The sequence below is a fragment of the Lysinibacillus boronitolerans JCM 21713 = 10a = NBRC 103108 genome (assembly GCF_000772935.1).
In the GTDB taxonomy this organism is placed as follows: Bacteria; Bacillota; Bacilli; order Bacillales_A; family Planococcaceae; genus Lysinibacillus; species Lysinibacillus boronitolerans.
Genome location: NZ_JPVR01000062.1, coordinates 24,571 through 41,331, shown reverse-complemented (window position 1 = coordinate 41,331; position 16,761 = coordinate 24,571). Strand labels below are relative to the sequence as shown.

General features: G+C 36.5%; 21 protein-coding genes and 1 riboswitch. Of the genes, 7 read left to right on the top strand and 14 right to left on the bottom strand.

Annotated elements, in window-relative coordinates:
• Window positions 1-11 precede the first annotated feature (11 nt).
• The gene (locus CD31_RS04445) at window positions 12-1,028 is read right to left on the bottom strand and encodes a YdcF family protein (RefSeq protein ID WP_036076030.1); all 1,017 of its coding nucleotides are present in this window, start codon (window positions 1,026-1,028) and stop codon (window positions 12-14) included.
• A gap of 184 nt (window positions 1,029-1,212) precedes the next feature.
• Between CD31_RS04445 and CD31_RS04440 the strand changes: the two genes are divergently transcribed.
• Together CD31_RS04440 and CD31_RS04435 are read left to right on the top strand one after the other, a co-directional pair.
• Window positions 1,213-1,677: a hypothetical protein gene (locus CD31_RS04440; protein WP_036076029.1), complete on the top strand. Its 465-nt coding sequence runs from the start codon at window positions 1,213-1,215 to the stop codon at window positions 1,675-1,677.
• Window positions 1,665-1,952 carry a DUF2653 family protein gene (locus CD31_RS04435; protein ID WP_004224435.1) on the top strand — a complete coding sequence of 96 codons (288 nt, stop codon included), beginning with the start codon at window positions 1,665-1,667 and terminating at the stop codon, window positions 1,950-1,952. The genes CD31_RS04440 and CD31_RS04435 overlap by 13 nt, the downstream gene beginning before the upstream one ends.
• A gap of 48 nt (window positions 1,953-2,000) precedes the next feature.
• Here the strand turns inward: CD31_RS04435 and CD31_RS04430 are convergent, their stop codons facing one another.
• From CD31_RS04430 to CD31_RS04415, 4 genes are all read right to left on the bottom strand, one after another.
• Window positions 2,001-2,369 (bottom strand): ion channel, encoded by a 369-nt coding sequence (locus CD31_RS04430; RefSeq protein ID WP_036076026.1) that lies wholly within the window; start codon window positions 2,367-2,369, stop codon window positions 2,001-2,003.
• Between the two features lie 106 nt (window positions 2,370-2,475).
• Complete coding sequence (locus CD31_RS04425; protein ID WP_036076025.1) at window positions 2,476-4,101, bottom strand: S-layer homology domain-containing protein; 1,626 nt, start codon at window positions 4,099-4,101, stop codon at window positions 2,476-2,478.
• Between the two features lie 109 nt (window positions 4,102-4,210).
• Window positions 4,211-5,377, bottom strand: coding sequence for an endonuclease Q family protein (locus CD31_RS04420; protein ID WP_036076023.1), 1,167 nt, complete (start codon window positions 5,375-5,377; stop codon window positions 4,211-4,213).
• A gap of 71 nt (window positions 5,378-5,448) precedes the next feature.
• Complete coding sequence (locus CD31_RS04415; RefSeq protein WP_176408526.1) at window positions 5,449-5,619, bottom strand: hypothetical protein; 171 nt, start codon at window positions 5,617-5,619, stop codon at window positions 5,449-5,451.
• A 190-nt stretch (window positions 5,620-5,809) separates the two neighbouring features.
• On the opposite strand from CD31_RS04415, the gene CD31_RS04410 reads away from it, so the two are divergent.
• The 3 genes from CD31_RS04410 to CD31_RS04400 all read left to right on the top strand — a co-directional run bounded on the left by CD31_RS04410 (window position 5,810) and on the right by CD31_RS04400 (window position 7,130).
• Window positions 5,810-6,388 carry a TetR/AcrR family transcriptional regulator gene (locus tag CD31_RS04410; protein WP_036076020.1) on the top strand — a complete coding sequence of 193 codons (579 nt, stop codon included), beginning with the start codon at window positions 5,810-5,812 and terminating at the stop codon, window positions 6,386-6,388.
• Between the two features lie 74 nt (window positions 6,389-6,462).
• Window positions 6,463-6,816: a DMT family transporter gene (locus CD31_RS04405; RefSeq protein WP_016993707.1), complete on the top strand. Its 354-nt coding sequence runs from the start codon at window positions 6,463-6,465 to the stop codon at window positions 6,814-6,816.
• The gene (locus tag CD31_RS04400) at window positions 6,816-7,130 is read left to right on the top strand and encodes a DMT family transporter (RefSeq protein WP_016993708.1); all 315 of its coding nucleotides are present in this window, start codon (window positions 6,816-6,818) and stop codon (window positions 7,128-7,130) included. Before CD31_RS04405 ends, CD31_RS04400 begins: the two co-directional genes overlap by 1 nt.
• An 82-nt stretch (window positions 7,131-7,212) precedes the next feature.
• Here CD31_RS04400 and dapF read toward each other — a convergent pair whose 3' ends face one another.
• From dapF to CD31_RS04385, 3 genes are read right to left on the bottom strand one after another with little or no spacing between them, the layout of a single operon-like run.
• Window positions 7,213-8,070, bottom strand: a complete 858-nt coding sequence (gene dapF / locus CD31_RS04395) for a diaminopimelate epimerase (RefSeq protein WP_036076019.1) — start codon at window positions 8,068-8,070, stop codon at window positions 7,213-7,215.
• 58 nt (window positions 8,071-8,128) lie between these two features.
• A complete protein-coding gene (locus CD31_RS04390) occupies window positions 8,129-8,914 on the bottom strand; it encodes a heme ABC transporter ATP-binding protein (RefSeq protein ID WP_016993710.1) in 786 nt (261 codons plus the stop codon).
• A gap of 5 nt (window positions 8,915-8,919) precedes the next feature.
• A complete protein-coding gene (locus tag CD31_RS04385; protein WP_036076018.1) occupies window positions 8,920-9,966 on the bottom strand; it encodes a FecCD family ABC transporter permease in 1,047 nt (348 codons plus the stop codon).
• Window positions 9,967-10,112: 146 nt separating this feature from the next.
• A riboswitch (cobalamin riboswitch) is annotated at window positions 10,113-10,300 on the bottom strand.
• Window positions 10,301-10,445: 145 nt separating this feature from the next.
• On the opposite strand from CD31_RS04385, the gene CD31_RS04380 reads away from it, so the two are divergent.
• Window positions 10,446-11,042 (top strand): biotin transporter BioY, encoded by a 597-nt coding sequence (locus CD31_RS04380; protein WP_016993712.1) that lies wholly within the window; start codon window positions 10,446-10,448, stop codon window positions 11,040-11,042.
• Window positions 11,043-11,146: 104 nt separating this feature from the next.
• A complete protein-coding gene (locus CD31_RS04375) occupies window positions 11,147-11,713 on the top strand; it encodes a YdhK family protein (RefSeq protein WP_036076017.1) in 567 nt (188 codons plus the stop codon).
• A 40-nt stretch (window positions 11,714-11,753) separates the two neighbouring features.
• Here the strand turns inward: CD31_RS04375 and CD31_RS04370 are convergent, their stop codons facing one another.
• From CD31_RS04370 to CD31_RS04345, 6 genes are all read right to left on the bottom strand, one after another.
• A complete protein-coding gene (locus CD31_RS04370; RefSeq protein ID WP_036076016.1) occupies window positions 11,754-12,455 on the bottom strand; it encodes a response regulator transcription factor in 702 nt (233 codons plus the stop codon).
• Window positions 12,433-13,827, bottom strand: coding sequence for a sensor histidine kinase (locus CD31_RS04365; RefSeq protein ID WP_176408525.1), 1,395 nt, complete (start codon window positions 13,825-13,827; stop codon window positions 12,433-12,435). Before CD31_RS04365 ends, CD31_RS04370 begins: the two co-directional genes overlap by 23 nt.
• A 127-nt stretch (window positions 13,828-13,954) precedes the next feature.
• On the bottom strand, window positions 13,955-14,497 hold the full coding sequence (locus tag CD31_RS04360) for an NADPH-dependent FMN reductase (protein ID WP_036076015.1): 543 nt from the start codon (window positions 14,495-14,497) through the stop codon (window positions 13,955-13,957).
• A gap of 63 nt (window positions 14,498-14,560) precedes the next feature.
• A complete protein-coding gene (locus CD31_RS04355; protein ID WP_016993716.1) occupies window positions 14,561-15,178 on the bottom strand; it encodes a nitroreductase family protein in 618 nt (205 codons plus the stop codon).
• A gap of 70 nt (window positions 15,179-15,248) precedes the next feature.
• A complete protein-coding gene (locus tag CD31_RS04350) occupies window positions 15,249-16,232 on the bottom strand; it encodes a ring-cleaving dioxygenase (protein ID WP_036076014.1) in 984 nt (327 codons plus the stop codon).
• Between the two features lie 49 nt (window positions 16,233-16,281).
• A complete protein-coding gene (locus CD31_RS04345; protein WP_036076013.1) occupies window positions 16,282-16,716 on the bottom strand; it encodes a MarR family winged helix-turn-helix transcriptional regulator in 435 nt (144 codons plus the stop codon).
• Window positions 16,717-16,761 lie beyond the last annotated feature (45 nt).

The following is a 16,761-nucleotide window of genomic DNA, read 5'->3' as shown; positions in this document are numbered from 1 at the left end:
TTGAAGTTTGGTTACACATATGCTCTCAATAGTAAGCCTACGAATAGCGTAATAATTAAAAAGACTGTGACATGGGTCCATTTATACATTACTAATAAACCTATAAATTCTCGTGTGAATGCATTAGGAACATAGTAAAATGCTGTCTTTGAGCCAATCCCCTCGGCATCTAGTGCTGCTTTCCTAGCATAAATACTTGCACGAAACACATGAAAATTATTCGTAACAAAAATGGAACGATAGTTCACCCCATGAGAATGGTGGTCCATTATTTGCTTTGAAAAGATCATATTTTGTTCTGTATTGGCTGAACGATCTTCAATAAGAATCTTGTCAGTTGGAATATGATGAACTTCTATTAAGTATTGTTTCATTGCAAATGCTTCAGATACCTTTTCATCATTTCCCTGACCACCAGAAACAATGATAAAAGGCTTCTTCTCATACTTTATATATTGCTTTACTGCTTCATCTAAACGACTTGCTAAAAGTGGAGGTACCCTATCGCCAATTAACCCTGAGCCTAATACAATGATGTAATTTGGTTCATAACGGATAGGTGTAAAATGATACAACGTTGAGTAAGCAAGGACACTCGTGTATAAGAACATGGTATAGCCAAAAATCAAAAACGCATAGAAGAAAAGAATATGCCAAAATACATTTTCAATTTGAATAAAAATGACGAATACATACCATATCATCATAATAACAAAACTTAGCCCCAATATGGCTAACATTAAATTATGAAATTTGCGCCCTTCCTTTTCCAATAATACTTTACTATTAAAAAACATGGCTATCGATAAAATAAACATAATACTTGGAAAGCTTCCTAATATAATAAATATCCCCATTTCGGAAATAATCCCCTGATCATTTGGCAGCAATAATGGATAATGAATAATAAGCGCTCTAATAATAAATATACCTATCAGGCCAAGGATTACCGCGTTGAGAAAGCGCCTTTTTTCTGTTAGGTAGAAAATGAAAAATATGATGATGAAGATCGATAAAGTTAGTAGCATCTTTTCACTCCTTTCTATTGCATAATTTATCCAATCATTACATCTGCCACTATTTGTCCATATTTTTTGGTATAGCTCAATTTTTGAAAGCGTTTGTTTTATTTTTTAATATAGTTCATGTAATATTACTATATAAGAACTAGTTTATGATTAGATTAAAAATTATATTGGAGGAATGTATGTAATGAAAAAAATTCTTGCCGCTCTTTTTGCAGCGACACTGATATTTTCGACTGTTGGTGCAACATTATTCATTTCTGATACGCCAACCGCAGAAGCTAAATCCTATAAATCGGGTAAAAAGGGCTTCTCTAACAATAATAATAGCTCGAATATCCAAAAATCGAAGGATACTACTAAAGATCAAAACAATGCAACAACAAATAAAAACAACTCAACATCTACTAATAAAGCAGATACTACTAAAAAAGGTGGCTTTTTCTCTGGCGGCCTGATGAAGGGATTAATGCTTGGCGGACTTGCTGGATTATTATTCGGTAGTCTATTTAGTGGTATGGGCATACTGGGGAATATTTTAGGTTTACTTATTAATGTAGCAGCAATTGTTGTTATTGTGATGCTTGTGGTGAAGATAATGAATATGTTTAAAGATAAAAAGCGTAAAGAGGAAGCACAATGGCACAAATAATCAACGAACAAGATATTATTAATGCTATTTGCTTATCTCAAGCCTACTATCAAAACATTCGCCCCGAGGATGTTCTTGTTGAATTGACTTACGAGGATGATGCAGGCTTTGGGGCAGAGGTTGAAGTCAACGGACAAATCGAGGTGCTTAATACAGCAGCCATGATTGGTGCCTTACGTGTTTGGATCAAGGATGTTCTACATGGTGATCCATTCTCGACAGGGATTGAGCTTGTTTTAGATGACGAAGAAGGCATTATTGCCAAACTATCATAAAAAATAGCAGTACAATGAATCGTCCAAAAGATTCATTGTACTGCTATCTTACTTTTTCAAACGTTTTTTAACCTCATCTTTTTCTTCTTCATTAAGAGAAAAATCTACGATAGAGCGTCCCAGCATTAATAACATGATAAACATTACTCCTGTACCAACAATCAAATAAATCATTGTAAATATTTTAGAATAAGTCGTTGTTGGATATAGTCCTGTTTCAACCCCTGTTGGAATCAAGCTTACTACAGCAAAATACATGGCATCCAACCAGTACCACCCTTCTGTCCCCTTGTAGAATAAAGTTCCTGATAGAATGATTAAAAACAGCGTAGTAAATAATGATAGGAACTGTGGACGTTTAAAGGCCCTCCACAAGCCTTTTAGTAATCTTTTAGCGGATAATATAAATGACAGCATCCCATTCTCCTTTATCTATGGACGTTCAACAGCATAGTTAGACTATACTTCGTTTTTTACGACAACGTCAAAAGGTAGAGGTGACAGTACCCCTACCTTTTAATTATTATTGAATGTATAGCTGACTTAGGTTTGTAAATATTTTAGCTGCTTGACCTCTTGTTGTGACAGCTTCAGGTGCAAATTTCCCTCCATTCCCTGTCACGATTCCTAACTCATAAAGCATTGTGATTGCATGTTTTGTTTCTGCATTATAGGAAGCGACATCTGCAAATGGCACATCGCCTTTTGCAATATATGGCTGATTAAATTGCTGTTCATAGGCGCGATGAATCATTACAGCTAATTGAGCACGTGTCACAGGCTGTCCAGGCTTAAATTTCCCATCTGTCCCTTTAATAAGACCATGTACATATGCTGCCGCTATTTCGGACTGAGTTGTTGCATCATAATTTGCGATATCAGTAAATGGTGCTTTTTCTTCTGTAGTTAAGCCTAAACTTCTTACAAGAATAGCTGCAGCTTGTGCACGTGTTACACTGCTTTCAGGTCTAAATGTCCCATCTGTATAGCCATTCATTATACCTGTATTTGCAGCTTTTTGAATATACTCTTTTGCCCAGTGATTCTGTGTATCTGTAAAGCTAACTGTTCCTTTCGTAGTGAAAGTAACTGTAGGATTTTGAACACTTTCATTACCAGCAGCATCAATTGCTTTGATGGATACATTGTAGGTTGTATTTTCTAATAAATCTTTGAGCGTAATTTTAGTAGTATCAGCATTTAGTGTTGACGTTAATTTTCCATTCACATAGACATGGTAATTTGCCACGCCTACATTATCTGTCGCTTCTTGCCAGCTAACCTCAACAGTTGTACGATCTTTTACATCTATTCCAATGGCCTGCGTTACATCCCATAAAGAGCTTGTTTTAATAATTGGTAAAAATGCTTCTTTTGCTACCGCTAAATAACCAGCTTCACTTAAATGAATATTTTCAGGGTTTGGTAGATAGTTGGCAACATCCTTTGCAACAACATCATATGTAGGAACAAAAATAGCGCCCGCTTTTTCAGTAGTTGTTTTGATTGTTGAATTCAAGGTAGCTAATAACAGTTTAAATTGATTTTGTAAGCTCTCACTATAGTATGGGAAGGAATTATAATAACCCATCACATATACTTCAGCTTTTGGATTAATCTTTTTGATTTCCGATAGAATAGTAGCAATGTTCGATACAGCTTCTTTAGTAGCTTTTATAATAGCCACAGTGTCAATACCCGTTGCTTGAGATTCTTTTAATATTGGCAGTAAATCATTTGCCCCAGCTGTTAATGTGATGATTTCAGCTTCTTTTATAGAAGCTCGTAATTTTGCCTGCTCCTCTTTATAACCAAAACCAGTCACTGTTTTTGCTACATCATTTTGTAGATCCGCCAAAACATTTTTAGTTGTGTAGCCTGACATAGCAAAGCCCTTATTAAAGGAAGTAAGGAAGCCGTCTTGCTGTAAAGCCTGTGCAATAAAATCGGTGTAGCCTAATCCAATTACACCTATTTCATTCATCCCATGTGCTAATGAATCACCAAGTGCTACATAATCGGTTTGTAAAACCCAGCTTGGTGCTATATGGTCACCTTGTACCTCTTCTGCATTAGCTGCTACAGGTATAGCTAATTGCAAAGCCAATATACTTGAGGCTAAAAAAAGAAATTTCTTCGATAATCGCATTTACTGTCTCCTCCGCTTATAAAATAATCATTGTTTTCACTATTTTACTAGAGGAGCGTTAAAAATAGGTTAAATTACACCAATCTTTTTGAAACTTTTCATTTTTTATCTAGTCAACCTGTATCTTTCCATAAATTCCACCTCCACCAACTTCAATAGCTAATTGACCCGTTCTCGCTAAATCGATTAATTGAGCTAGTTTATGTGGCACAATTTGCTCAAGCTGGTCTACTGTTACACGGTGCAAAATATTCATTTCTGTGCCACATGCTTCGATTAAACGTTCCATCATTTTAGGACCAACACCTGGAATGAAATCAAGTGGTACCTGATGAATGTAAGGTGGTCTATTTCGCTTATTGGGAAAGTCTTCAGATAGCTCCTGTATACGGGTAGCTACTCCCTTTATAATTTGAGTACTCCCACATTGTGTACAAATGGTAGCTTCTTTACTTAGCTGTTTACTACATTTTGCACAAACTGTTTGATGATATTTGCCAAGAAGAGGATTTAGGCCATAATTGGCAATTACTGCTCGTCCATGCTGATCATGCAGAGCCATTTTTAATTCTGCAAAATTCGCTTCTGCTAATCGTAACTTTTGATACTCTCTTGCCAATTTCCCAAGCGAATGCGCATCAGAATTGCTAACGAATGTATATGCTTGTAATTCTTTAATATGACTTACCATATTTGTATCAGAGCTTAAACCTAATTCAATGCCATCGATAAGCTGCGGATCAAAGACTTCAGTTAAACTTCGACAAACCCCTTTGCCATACAAGCTTTTAAATGGTGTAAATACATGTGCCGGAATAAAAATACCTTCTAATTCATGCACCTTTTGCTGCAAAGTTTGGCCGTCACAATAAATACGCTGTGAACTTAAATGGATATTTTTCATATGCTGTGACATCCAGTCTGAGAACTGCTTCATGAGCTCTAGTGTAGGAAAGTAAGCAAGCACATGAATAGGACCATGACAATGTTGATCATAAATTTCGATCTCCGATCCGGGAATCAAAGTTGTTTCCTGAAATTGCAGACCACCTTCTTTTAGCTCTTGCAGTTCTCCGCGTTCAATCATCTTCACCATTTCTTCGATTACTTCAGGGGAGTGACAATCAATGATCCCAATAATGTCTAATCCTTTTCTTGCACTAGCCGTCTCTAAAATTCGTGCTAATGTTAACGTTTTACTGCCAGTAATTTTCACAGCCCTTCCACTAGAAGTACGTCCAATATGAATATGTAAATCCGCATAGAATTCTTTCAATTCAAACACTCCTTTTAGTACGTCTATAAAATGAAAATACCTTACATTACTGCAAGGCATTTCTCACTTCATTATGATGGATGATTTGTAGTAGTGCTATTATTTGACTCAAAAGCGCCAGAACCCTGTGATGGTGTGGAGGAAGGATCATAGGCAACTAATGTTACACCAATCTTTTCTTCAAGTTCATTAATTTTTTCAAGTTGCTGCGTGTCTAATTGTGCAAACTTAATTTCGTTCATGTTCATCAATCCTTTCAATCTTAAAATTCCCCGAAATATAGAAAATATACTCCTTCGCATCATTGTGTTATTGGCTATTCAAATGAACATTGAATAACAAAAAATGACTGACTATCAGTCATTTTTATATTGACATTGTTTTTCTTATTCTGTAACATACTAAATAAGTAAGGCAAAAGTGAGGGATTGCATGTCAAAGGAAGAAAAAATCATTCAAGCCGCCATTGAGGTTTTCAGAGAAAAAGGTATTGAAAAAACAAAGGTTTCAGATATCGTTAAAGCTGCTGGGATCGCTCAAGGAACATTTTATCTTTATTTCCCATCACGCCTTTCTGTTATGCCTGCTATTGCAAAAAATATGGTAGAAAGAATTATCGCTACCTTAGATGAAGGTATTTCAAATCATAAGCCTTTTGAACAACAACTTGAAGAGGTTGTGGAAATGATTTTTTTAATCACGAAAGATTATGGAGATATCGTTGCACTTATTTATGCAGGTATTGCGCAAACTGAGCATTTAAAAGAATGGGAAAATATTTATGCACCTTATTATGACTGGATGAGGCATTTCTTATTATCTGGTCAGCAACAGGGAATGATACGTGATTCTATTGATCCAACGCGTTCTGCTAAACTGATGATTGGTCTAATTGAATCTGCTGCGGAACAAATTTATTTATTTGATGATAGTAAGGATGAAACAATGAAATTGCTCAAGCTTGAGCTTATCGACTTCCTATATCATGCACTTGGCCTACGTCACGCATAAAAGTGACGTTCTCTTTTACTTTAAAAATGACTGAATGTCAGTCATTTAATTACCTAATAGAAAGGGTTTTAATTATGAAAAAAGAATGGATGTACGTCGTATTAACAAGTTTATTTGAATTGCTTTGGGTATTTGGCTTTAACGTAGCAAGCACATGGTGGCACTGGATAATTATTGTGACAATCATTGCTATAGATTTTCACTTCTTATCAAAGGCTTGTGAAAGCTTACCTACTGGAACAGTCTACGCTATTTTCGCCGGAGCAGGTGCAATCGGTACTACATTAATGGATATTTTCATTTTCGATGGTGAGTTTAATGCCATTAAAGGACTGTTTATGTTTATTTTAGTATTAGGTGTAATTGGTCTAAAGTTAGCAGATAATTCCGCTAAAGAGCAGGATCAAACGAAAGGAGCAAATGTATAATGGGTTGGATGTTTATTATCTTAGCTGCATTGTCTGAAATTATAGGTGTAATCGGCTTACGCTTTTATAGTCAGCATAAAACATTACGAAATTTAATTTTATATATTGGTGGTTTTGGTGTGTCCTTTGCCCTTTTATATGCATCCTTCAACTATTTACAGTTAAGTATTGCCTATGTTGTTTGGGTAGGAATTGGTACTGTTGGAGCTGTACTTGTAAATATCATTTTCTTTGGGGAATCCAAAAATCTATCACGTATTATCAGTATCCTAGCGATTATCATAGGTGTAGCAGGCTTAAAAGCAATATCTTAATGGTTCTACAATAAAGGACGCCTCCGATTTCAGAGTGGCGTCCTTTAATTTAATATGGCATTGCGAAAAAGTATTGGCGTAATTAAGATAAAAACTCATAAATTCCATCCGCAATAAATTCTGCAGGACCACGCATCCAGATATGGTCATTGTCAGCCCATCGTATGACTAAGTCACCACCACTAAGTTGGACTACTATCTCTTCTCCCTTCTGACAAAAACCATTTAATATAGCACCCACTACCGCTGCACAAGCACCTGTCCCACATGCCTCTGTTATACCCGTGCCTCGTTCCCAAACTCGACATTTTAAAGCTTTCGCATGAACAACCTCAACGAATTCAACGTTGCTACGATGAGGAAATCTCATATCGTTTGCTATAATACCGCCTAATGTTCTTAATGGTGCTTGCTCGATCGCATTCACAAAAACTACAGTATTCGGATTGCCCAAAAACAAAGCAGTTACCAAAAGAGATTGTTGGGGTAAAGGAAATATCTCATTGATGACAAGTTCATTTGGATTCCCTAACATTGGGATGTCTTTGCGTAATAAGAGAGGCCTGCCCATATCGACAATCACTTCTATTACGCTATCGTCTTGCACCACTACCTGTGCCAGCATAATGCCCGATTTCGTTTCAATCGTAAGCTGCTCTTGTCGCACAATATGACGGTCAAAGATATACTTAGCAACACAGCGAAGACCGTTACCGCAATTTGTCGCCTCAGAGCCATCTTTATTAAAAATACGCATACCACAGTCAGCAGTTTTGGATGGCTGGATAATAATTAACCCATCTGAGCCTATACCTGTATGAACATTGGCTATTTTTTGAGCCAATTCACTAAAGATATCTTCCTTATAATCATATTGGAAAAGATCAAGATAGATATAGCTGTTGCCAGCACCATGCATTTTCGTAAAGGCTATTTGCATACAGTCACTCCTTAAAGGATGTTTTATGTATCTAATAGAAGATCTTGCTTTTCTATATTTAGCTAAACTTTTTCGTGAATTGTTCAGGAACATATGTAAGATACGGCTTCCCTGTCATTGGATGTGTTTGAATATCCGCAAAAACACCAAATACATCTTGCAGCACTGTTGGCGTAAGCACTTCCTCTGGTGTACCATGACAAACGATTCGCCCTTGCTGCAAAACGTAAATTTGATCGCAATACATAGCAGCAATATTCAAATCATGTAAAGCAGCTACGACGGTTAAATGCAAGGTCTGAATTAAATCCATAAGTTGAAGTTGATGTTGAATATCTAAATGATTCGTTGGCTCATCTAATATTAATACCTGTGCTTGTTGAGCAAGTGCTCTTGCAACCATGACACGCTTTTTCTCGCCACCAGAAAGCGAACTAAAGCTTCGTTTCTCTAAATGCGATATGCCCGTTTGCCTTAGAGCATCTTTAACAATTTGAAAATCTTTCTCTTGATCAAGCTCTAATAGCTTTTTATGTGGCGTTCTTCCCATACTGACTAAATCATGCACAGTGAAATCAAATAATACGGGTGTCTCTTGGCTAACAACAGCCAAATTTTTCGCAATAGCTTTACTTGATTGCTTTAATATATCTTGCTCATTTAATACTACTTTACCGCTTTCAGGTTTTAGCAGACGATACATATTTTTTAACAATGTTGATTTTCCGCTCCCATTAGGACCTATTAATCCAACAAATTGCTTTTCTTTTATTTGAATGCTTACATCATGTAGTATACGCTGATCGTAAATGGAGAATGATACTTGTTTCGCTTCTAATGTCATTGAAATTAATCTCCTTCACCGAATGAATAGTTGTTACGACGGAGAAGCCAAATGAAAAATGGTCCTCCACAAAAAGCTGTAATAATACCAATTGGCATTTCCTGGGGAGCAATGATGATTCGAGCAAAGGCATCTGCCCACACTAAGAAAATTCCACCTATTAAAGCACTGATAGGTATCACGTATTTATAATTTGAGCCCACAATTAATCGCACAATATGCGGAATAATCAATCCCACAAAACCTATAGAACCACTAACTGCGACAAGCACACCTGTTAATAGAGATACTAGTAGTATTAACTGAATACGGAATTGCTGAAGATTAACGCCTAATGTCACTGCCGCTTCTTCTCCCAGTAATAATAAATTTAAATTGCGATAATGTAGCCACAGTAGCCCAAAAACAACAAAGAATACGAAAGCTGGAATCACAATATTATTCCATTTGGCTCCAGCTAAACTACCTAGCATCCAAAACATAACAGCCTTTAAGGCTCCTTCTTGCTTTGACATCATTAAAATAAAATTAGAGATAGCCGTTAAGATAAAGGACACAGCCATGCCTGCCAATAGCAAGCGGAAAATAGAGACACGTCCCCCAACACGTGATAAGAAAAAAACAAGTACTATGGCAAGTAATGAACCAAGGAATGCGGATACTGAAAGAGCGTAAATACCTAAAAATGAAAAGGCTCCCAAAATAATCACAGAAGTAGCTCCGACAGCTGCCCCTGAAGAAATCCCTAGAATATACGGGTCTGCTATGGAATTACGTACAAGTGCCTGAATGGCTGCGCCTGCAATGGCTAACCCCGCTCCTACTATAGCAGCTAGCAAAACACGAGGTGCTCTTATTTGCCAGATGATGATTTCCTGAGAGCGACTCCAATCTTGCTCAATCGCATTTTGTATAAAAGGTATTTTAGAGAGAATCACTTTCCAGACATATAACGGTGTAACTGAAACTGAGCCAACCATTACAGCAAAGGTCATTGAAACAATTAAAACCATGAAAAGTACGAAGGAAAATAACATAAATTTTTTATTCATCTGTTTTAATCTCCTACTGAATATTGATGAATGAAGCAATAAAAAAAGGTATCCCATGCGAAAGTGCGCATAGAAATACCCTAGATTAAACAAAGTCAGAAAAATATCCAGCTATTGTCCGTAATTGCTTGCATCCTCGTGGGCATTACAGGTATTACTAAATGGCAGGTCTCCTGGCTTCGATTCACTATCCTATAATTGCCTTCCCATTCTTAAACAGTGGCAAATCATATTATAGGATTCCTCGTTACAGTTGCGGGACAGCGTCGGACTTCCACCGACTTCCCTTTTAAGTGATATTCAAAAATATCACACCAATAGTATTTGAAGTTATAAAATTATGACGATTCTATCATACATTTTTATAGATAGATAGTCTACTTCAAGCAATTGAGTTAACTTATCTTAATTATAAAGTTGACACAACTGCTTTCGTTTTTTACACTAACAGTAATAACTTATAAAACGAGGTGAACTTCATGGCAACCGTTACGCAACATAGTCATCATAAGTTAAGAACTGTTGACATTACCTATATTGGATTATTTTCAACGCTAATGATGGTGGGTGCTAATATCACGTCCTTTGCACCTTTTATGGTAGTTGGTGGTGTACCCATTACGCTTCAAACCTTTTTTGCGATTTTAGCAGGACTTATTCTTGGTAGTAGAAAAGGTGCGCTCGCCTGTACAATTTATATGTGCGTAGGATTGGCAGGAGCTCCTGTCTTTGCTCGTTTCGGTGGTGGAATTGGCCAAATTTTAAGCCCAACCTTTGGGTTTATAATTACATTTATTTTAGCGGCATTTGTTGCAGGGTTGATTGTTGAACGAAGCGGTACAAAGAAAAGCTTTATCGTAGCTGCTTTGGTAGCAACAGCGATAAATTATTTGATAGGAACAAATTGGATGTTTTTTGCATACAAGCTTTGGGCAAGTGCACCAGAGAATTTTTCATATAAGCTCGCTTGGCTTTGGATGATTCCTCCTCTACCAAAAGATATTATTTTAGCTATTTTTGCTGGTGTCTTCGCCTATAGATTACAAAAAACATTGAAGATCATGCCCATTCAATAGCATATCTTCTCACCTATTTGTGCCAGATGTTTTTCATAGATCATATCCATCGTTTCTGCACATTTATTTGCTACATTAGGAGCAAAGAGTGAGGAGGATATCATATGAAATTCAATAAAAGATGGTCAGTCGGACTATTATCAGTAGTCGCTCTAATTAGTTTATCGGCTTGTACTGAGGAGCAAACAAAACCTGCATCCACTTCTAATGAAGCTGCTGAAAAAATGGATCATTCTACAATGAATCATTCAAGTTCTGGCGAAGTACCCGTAACGTTAAAAAAAGCTGAAAATCCGAAATTTCCTGTAGGGAGCACAGCCATAATTACAGATGGACATATGGAAGGTATGAAAGGGGCCGAAGCAACAATAGTAGGTGCCTATAATACAACTGCCTATGTTATTTCCTATGAGCCTACATCTGGTGGAAAGCGAATAGAAAAGCATAAGTGGGTAATTCATGAAGAATTAATTGACCCACAAGAAGCACCACTAGCTCCTGGAACAGAAATAAAAACGGACGCAGCACATATGGAAGGTATGGAAAATGCGACTGTCCTTATTGACGAGGCTGTGCAAACAACTGTATATATGGTTGATTATACTTCCACAAATGGTGAAGCCGTAACAAATCATAAATGGGTAACAGAAGAAGAGCTTAGCCCAAAATAATAGAAATAACCTCTACCTTCAATTCTGGTAGAGGTTATTTCTAGCTTTTATGCTCCATTTGCTTTCTATTTGCAGACTTATGCCATTTATAGCCGATGCCCCAAACTGTTTGCAAGTAATCATCAGCCGGAAAACCACTTTTTCTTAATTTTTCTCGTAAATTACGTACATGTGAATCAATGGTACGATCTTCAATCGTTACATCATATCCCCAAACGGCATGAATAAGGTGTTCTCGAGAAAATGCTCTATTTTGATAATCTAAAAAAAGGGCGAGCATGGCAAATTCCTTTGGTGTTAATGGAATTGCCTTATGTTGAAAATATACTTCAAAGGACTCTCTATCTAAACAAAGCCCTTCAAAGTTAATTACTTTTTCTTCAGATTTTGTTCTTCTTAATACAGCATGTATTCGTGCTAACAACTCTTCCTCATCAAAAGGCTTTAAAATGTAGTCATCAGCACCAAGGTTTAAGCCTTTTACAATATCAGCTTGTTCTCCTTTTGCAGTAAGCATAATGATCGGAACATCCCAAAACTTCCTAATTTCCTGGCAAACCTGCCACCCATCCATCTCTGGCATCATAATATCCAAAAGAACTAAATCCACATGCTCTTCTTCTAAAAAATCCAATGCCTCTTGTATAGAAGACATGGCTCTACAAAGAAATAGTGGTTCCAAATAAAGGGTTAATAAATCTAACATTCTTGGTTCATCATCAATGCATAAAATCGTTTTCATTCGTTTCTACTCCTTTAAATGATAATTCAAAAGTAGTCCCTTTATTTATTTCACTTCTAACCTTTATTTCTCCCCCATGTGCTTGTACAAGCTCCTTGACAATAGCAAGCCCAAGTCCAGATCCACCTAAAGCACGACTACGTGATTTTTCCACTCGATAAAACCGATCAAAAATATACGGTAAATCCTTCTTTGGAATTCCTCTACCTGTGTCTTCCACTACGATACTTAAAACGCTATTGTCCTCTTTTACAGTGACGGTAGTCGTATCTCCTGGCGCACAATAGATTAAGGCGTTATTTAATAGATTAATCAGGATTTGCTCAAGTCTTGCTTCATCTGCACATAGTGTTAAGCCATTATCACAATGTATAGCCAAATAAATACCTTTATCTTGAAAAGCGGGACTTAATTTTTCTTCAATGCTTGAAAAAAACGATTCTAAATGTAAGCAATGTTTTTCAATCATAAATGAGTTTTCATCCATTTTCGCTAAATCAAATAAGTCTTTGATTAACCGAGAAAGTCTATTTGTTTCTTCTATTATAATAGTTAAATACTTTTGACGATCTTGCTCTGTTAACTCCCGTTTAGCAAGAATATCTGTATAGCCTTTAATAAAGGTTAGCGGTGTACGAAGCTCATGTGCAATACTCGATAAAAATTCCTTACGCTCTTGCCTTAGATGATTTAAATCATTGGACAGAAGCTGTATAGCATTCGATAAATCCCCAAGCTCATCTTTCCCATTCGTAGAAAGAGCGACTGTAAAATCACCCTTACTCATTTTCAATGTAGCCTCTTTCATTTGAATAAGTGGTTTAGCGAGCTTGCGAGATAGAACAATAATGACTGCAATACTGACAAGACCAGATACAATACCAACGATGAGAAAATGCTTATTGAGCCGTTTCATTAATGCATGGATAGAATCGGTATTTTGAAACATAAATACATAGCCAATCGTTCCTTGCTGATTTTGAATAGGGCTTATCGTGGCAATAGATTGAACTTCCTGCCAATTGTCTTGTAAAACCATTCCCTCATACGGTATGTCCCTCTCTATCTCACCAATCAGATTACTGATTTCTAAATGAGGTTGTGAGGAGGCTAGGATTGTCCCTAAATGGTCAGTCACCACGACATCGGTACTTGCTTCTGATTCCATAAGAACAACATGTGCTAGTGTTTCATTATTGAAGTTCTGCTCTAATATAGTACGATGTGAGTTTCCTCTCGCTTGTAAACTCTCTAATTCCTCTTCCACTCTAGAATTCGTCAAGGAAACATGCAAAAAAAACATCATAAATGTTTCAATACAAAACAATGTGATGAAAAAGATAATCCCAAGCTTTAATGATAATTTTCTCATCCTTAACCACCATTTTAGAATTTGTTAAAAGTATATCGTGAAAGTATGAAGATTTCATGCAGAAGTAGCATCTTTCCAAACAAAAAATGCCCATAAGTATATTGTATACTTATGGGTTAGATTTTAATTAAACGTATTTTTTTGCCCAACTTAAGAAGTTATCAATGACTACGTCAAGGAATTTCACTGTACCTTCATCAGTTAAATTGCCTTCTTCATCAAATTTAGTGTGAACAGCACCAATATAAACGTCATTGCCGCTAAGTAAAGGTGAGTTAATGCCTGGAGAGAATAAAATATCACGTAAATGTAATTGTGCTTTTACAGTTCCTAAGTTCCCCATTGATGCACCCATAATGATGGATGGTTTGCCAATCATTACTTTATCTACACGAGATAGCCAATCAATGGCATTGACCATAACCCCTGGAACTGTACCATTATACTCTGGTGTAACCCAAAGTACAGCGTCTGCAGCTTTTACTTTTTCTTTAAAATCAAGAACTGCTTGTGGAGCTTCATTTTCAATATCTTGATTATACATTGGTAGGTCCTTTAAGCTTAATACTTCAAGGTCTAACTTTTCTGTATAACGTTTTTGAATAAATTGAGCTAATTGCATATTATAAGATTCTTTACGGATACTACCTACGATTGCTACTACTTTCATGATGTTTCCTCCTAAGTGTACATTATTCATAGTATTTGTATAGCTATTGTATTTTATACCATTTCAATAATAAATGGCAAATTCTTCAACTGGCTTACGATAGCCACGTAATCGACGACTGCTTTCTTTTTCTTTCCCAATAGTAATCATTAAGGCTATTTCATGTGTTTCTGGCACATTGAAAAGCGCACGCATTTTCTGATTATCAAAGCCAATCATTGGACAAGTGTCCCAACCACGATTTTTCGCAGCAAGCATGAATAACATAGCAGACAAAGAAGCATTTCGAATGGCTTCATCTTTCATGAATCCTTCACCGCGATCCTCATAAAAACTTGTATTCTCTGCTACAATATCCTCTAGTTCGCCAGCAGTAATTATGCCTAAATCCACCATACCTTGACTTAGCTCAGCAGTATTTTTATATGCTTCCTTGTCACCTAGTACAAGAATTACACCCGAAGCTGAATGCACTTTATATTGACCATATGCCGCCTCTCTTACCTTTTCTTTCATATCCTCATCAAGTACAACAATATAATTAGCATGCTGTAAGTTAAATGCTGAAGGGGCAAGCTTAACATCCTCCAAAATAGGGCGTATATCTTCTTCAGTCATCTTAACGTCCTTGATAAAATTATTAGCAGAGCGACGCTTATCAATCAGCTTGGAAAATTCCATTTTTTTATCCCCCAATACAGTTATGTATGCATCCAGTGGAGCTTTTCTTTCCCAACTGGATGAAATTGTGTTACTCATATTCTTTATCGAACATAATGGAACTTCTTACAGTGTCAATCGGACGAACAAGACTTTCAATCTGTTCACGTTTTGGTTCTAAAAACGGTGGTAATGACAGTTTTTCTCCTAATGTTTCATATGGCTCATCGCCCATAAATCCTGGACCATCTGTAGCTAATTCAAATAAAATCTGCGGAGCTACTCGTGCATACAATGATTCAAAGAAATGACGATTTACATAGCCAGAAGTGTGGAAACCAAAACTTTCGAAACGTGCAGTCCATTCATCTAATACAGCACGATCCTCTACACGAAAGGCAGCATGGTGAACAGTACCAAAACCTTGGCGAGCAACAGGTAACACTGTGTTGTGTTCGACAATAATCTGGGCGCCATTTCCTCCCTCACCTACTTCAAATAAATGAAAGTCTCCTTCTTCTGCAATCTCTGTAAAAAGCATTACCTTTTCTAACACATCTTTAAAGTATTTAAAATTAGCGACACGGACAAAAACTGGTCCTAAACCTGTAATAGCGTACTCAAGGGGGATGGGGCCATCCTGCCAAGGCGTACCTGCTGCCACACCTGTATTGTGCTCATCAGAAATTAACTGATAGTGTTGATCATCAAAATCTACGAAAGATAGTGTTTTCTTACCAAACTGTTCTTTCATACCAGTATGCTTCACATTTAAACGGTCAAAGCGCTTTATCCAATAATCTAAAGCAGCATCCGTTGGTACACGAAAAGAGGTCTTTGAAATTTCATTTGTACCATGTACACCTTTTGGGATATTAGGGAAATCAAAGAACGTCATATCTGTACCCGCACTACCCTTATCATCTGCAAAGAATAAATGGTATGTTTGAATATCATCCTGATTCACTGTTTTCTTTATTAAACGCATTCCTAAAACATAGGTGAAGAATTTATAATTTTCTTCTGCACTACTTGTGATAGCCGTTACATGGTGTACACCTTTTAAATGATTCATAATATGCTCCTTCTATATATCTCGATATCGAGATATATATATAAAATTTTTATTGGTTAGCAGCGTTCTTGCCAACTTTTTTAAGTGATAAAATCATGTTGTCCAGCTCATGAGCTTCCAATACTTCGAATATCTCATTTATTTTCTGTTCATGCTTAGGGAATATTTCCTCCATCAAAACCTGTCCCTCAAACGTTAATAATACATACGTGACACGGCGATCTCTTGGACATGCCTTACGATATACATAGCCTTTTTGCTCGAGTTTATCAATCACATAGGTAATACTACTGCTTGCAATTAATATTTTTTTACCAATCATTTGAACTGGTTGTTCTCCATGATGATACAAAAATTCAAGAACAGAAAATTCAGTTTGATTTAAATCGAATTGAAGTAAATCTCTTTTAGTTGCATCTTGAATCGTTTGATATGCTCGGAACAAGACCGTAAATGCTTTTAAGTTACGATTGTTTTGCTTCATACGACTCCCTCTTTTTATTTCGAATTTAATTATCTCTAATTCGAG